General features: G+C 37.7%; 5 protein-coding genes. 4 read left to right on the top strand and 1 reads right to left on the bottom strand.

Annotated features, from left to right (window positions below):
* The coding region (locus tag CP363_RS10400) for a DUF1542 domain-containing protein (RefSeq protein ID WP_143468722.1) at positions 1 to 1349 on the top strand (1349 nt) is incomplete at its 5' end.
* Positions 1350 to 1568: 219 nt separating this feature from the next.
* Positions 1569 to 1697 carry a hypothetical protein gene (locus tag CP363_RS11160; RefSeq protein ID WP_005728161.1) on the top strand — a complete coding sequence of 43 codons (129 nt, stop codon included), beginning with the start codon at positions 1569 to 1571 and terminating at the stop codon, positions 1695 to 1697.
* A 108-nt stretch (positions 1698 to 1805) separates the two neighbouring features.
* On the opposite strand, the gene CP363_RS10395 is transcribed toward CP363_RS11160, so the two are convergent.
* On the bottom strand, positions 1806 to 2132 hold the full coding sequence (locus CP363_RS10395; protein WP_089145257.1) for a helix-turn-helix transcriptional regulator: 327 nt from the start codon (positions 2130 to 2132) through the stop codon (positions 1806 to 1808).
* Between the two features lie 8 nt (positions 2133 to 2140).
* Here CP363_RS10395 and CP363_RS11090 point away from each other — a divergent pair, with 8 nt between their 5' ends.
* Both CP363_RS11090 and CP363_RS11245 read left to right on the top strand, forming a co-directional pair.
* Positions 2141 to 2323: a DUF2992 family protein gene (locus CP363_RS11090; RefSeq protein ID WP_233185877.1), complete on the top strand. Its 183-nt coding sequence runs from the start codon at positions 2141 to 2143 to the stop codon at positions 2321 to 2323.
* A 10-nt stretch (positions 2324 to 2333) separates the two neighbouring features.
* Complete coding sequence (locus CP363_RS11245; protein WP_233185878.1) at positions 2334 to 2435, top strand: hypothetical protein; 102 nt, start codon at positions 2334 to 2336, stop codon at positions 2433 to 2435.
* The last annotated feature ends 213 nt before the right edge of the window (positions 2436 to 2648 follow it).

Raw genomic sequence — 2648 nt, 5'->3', positions numbered from 1 at the left:
TTAGCAATGCAAAAACTGTCACTGATGTTGAATCAGCTAAGAACACTGGTGTTGATAACATTAACAACGTTAATGTTCCTACTACTTCTGCAACTAAAGATGCTGCCATTAACGCAATCAATACTGCATTATCAGCTAAGAAGACTGCAATTAACGATACTAACTTAACTGCTGAAGAAAAATCCACGTTAGTTGACCAAGCACAAAAACTTGCTGATGACGCAATTGCTAACATTAATAAAGCAACAACTAACGATACAGTAAAAACTGCTAAGGACACTGGTGTTCAAGCTATTAAGAACATGCCAATTCCAACAGCTTCTAAGACCAAGAATGACGCTAATAGTGATCTTGATAACACAGCTGATGCTGCTAAGAAGGCCATCGATGCAACTTCAGGTTTAACTGAGGATCAAAAGAAAACAGCAAATGATCAAATTGACCAAGCTGTTGCTGCTGCTAAAGACAACATCAATAAGGCTTCTGATGACACAGGTGTTGCAGATGCAACGGATGCAGGTAAGCTCGCAATCGACAAGGTAAGTGCAAAGGCAGCAATCGACGCAGCAGTTGCTGCTAAGAAGAGCGAAATTGCTCAGGCACCATTAACTGCTGAAGAAGCCAAGCCTTTAAACAACCTGGTAGATCAAGACGCTGCTGCTGCTAAGGCTGCAATTGATGCCGCTACTACTAGTGCAGCTGTTGAAACTGCCAAGAACAATGGTGTTGAAACAATTAACAACATCAAAGTTCCTACTACTTCTGCAACTAAAGACGATGCCAACAAGGCAACTGATGCTGGAAACATTACGCCAACTGTTCCAGGTGGCAAGGTTACTGTTAAAGATCCAAGTCACTTAACAGATTCTGAAAAAGATCAAGTTAAGAAGAATGTGGAAGACGCTAATAAGGATAACTTCCCAGATGGCACTGAGATTACAGTAGGTGATGACGGTACAGCTACAGTAACGTACCCAGATGGTTCGAAGGATGTCATTGCTGGTACTGATTTAGTCATCGCTCCTAAAAGCGAAGATGTTCTTGGAAGCAAGTATCATTCACACAAGAATGGTTCAAACTCTAGTCAAGCTGATAGAGTTAAGGGAGCTTCTACTGCTAATGGCAGCATCGCAAACGCTGGTAACAACCTAGCTGTTAAGGCTGAAAGTGATAATGCCTTTGTAGGTGTTAAGGCTGAAAGTGATAATGCCATTGGTAATAACAAGGCTACTAGCTTAAAGACATTACCACAAACAGGCACTAAAGATACTTCAATTTTGGGTGTGCTTGGTATGCTTTTAGCTTCACTTGGTCTATTCGTATTTAAGAAGAAGCGCGATAAAGAATAATTTATAATAGTTTTTTATAAATTCTATTGGTAAAAGTATCTAGAGAAAGTTAATTCTCAGATTTAAAAAGACGATCGAAAACTTTTGAAAAATTGTTTTTGATCGCCTTTTTGTGTGAAATGAAAACAAGATTCTACGTAAGCGTAAAATAACCGAGTATCTAGATTAGTTTTAGATTTCAATTATGATTAATTTATCAATATTTTGGAGGTTATTCATATGTCAGAAAAAAAGCTAATCGTCCCTCTTGCTCGTGAGCCAAAAGCTAAAAAGTCTAAGCCAGCTCGTAATCATTTACTGCTTTCTTTAAAGAAAAATGACCTAGAATTAGACTTTCAATGTCATTAAGTTAAGCTATTGACATTGGAGAAAAAAACAATTAAAGCATCATTTGGCTTTAGATAGCCAATTTGAGGCTTTTTTGCGTAGGCAAATAACCAGTCTATGAGTTCTTGTTTATTCTGATCTGCTGTTGTCATGTCGTTTAATAAGTCCTTTTTTGATATCACGTTCCATAAGTTGACGAACTATGTTCAGGTAGTCTTCTGGAATAGTGTAGCCATGATAGAAATATGGTACTTCACCATCGATAGAAATACCACCAGTTTCATCACCTTTAGGTGACGGGCTAGGATTGTTTGTCTTACCACTTAAATAATCGGCTGACGTATGTAGTACATCTGCGACTGCATTAAGTGCATCAATTCCTGGTCTTTGATTCTTCCAATTATAGATGGAATTTCTACCTAAACCTGCCTTGTCATTTACTTCACGGAGATTCATTGCCACATATGCCAGAGATACTTACGCTAGTAAACTTTTATTATTCGAAACTGCATTTTTATCAAACTACAGCGGAAAAAGAAAAAGTTTATCATGTTAATCCTAAGAGAGCACAAAGATTGGCTCATAAGGCCACGCAAAAGAAAGCTATTGGTACCAAAGCACAACAAGCTTTGAAAAAAACAATTTGAGCAGTCAAAGATAGCCAAGAAAAAGGTAAAGAAAGATAGGAAACGTGAAGAACAAGAAAGACGTTTCTTACAAAAACAAGTCAAACGTCGAGAAAAACACCGTGGTCATTGATGTCGAAAAAGCTCGCAATTAATTTTGCGGGTTTTCATTTTGGAAAATATGCTATAATTTAAGTAAAGAAAAAGGAGATACAAAGACCTCCTTTGCAGCCCGCTTTAAGAGCGGCGTTTAAGATTATTTTTTGCGGTGAACGCTACTCAATAACTCTTCCAAAGTTATTACATTGAGCGGCGTTTTTATTTTTTGTCGTGATGATGGTCGATG

This window comes from Lactobacillus sp. UMNPBX12, assembly GCF_002553955.1.
Taxonomy (GTDB): Bacteria; Bacillota; Bacilli; order Lactobacillales; family Lactobacillaceae; genus Lactobacillus; species Lactobacillus crispatus.
The sequence above is the reverse complement of the archived record's forward strand: the minus strand, read 5'-3'. Positions and strand labels throughout refer to the sequence as shown.

Bases quoted from the DNA above. Each gene is read 5' to 3' on its own strand.
- CP363_RS11160 (WP_005728161.1), top strand. From the start codon at position 1,569: ATGTCAGAAAAAAAGCTAATCGTCCCTCTTGCTCGTGAGCCAAAAGCT.
- CP363_RS11090 (WP_233185877.1), top strand. From the start codon at position 2,141: ATGCCAGAGATACTTACGCTAGTAAACTTTTATTATTCGAAACTGCAT.
- CP363_RS10395 (WP_089145257.1), bottom strand. From the start codon at position 2,132: ATGAATCTCCGTGAAGTAAATGACAAGGCAGGTTTAGGTAGAAATTCC.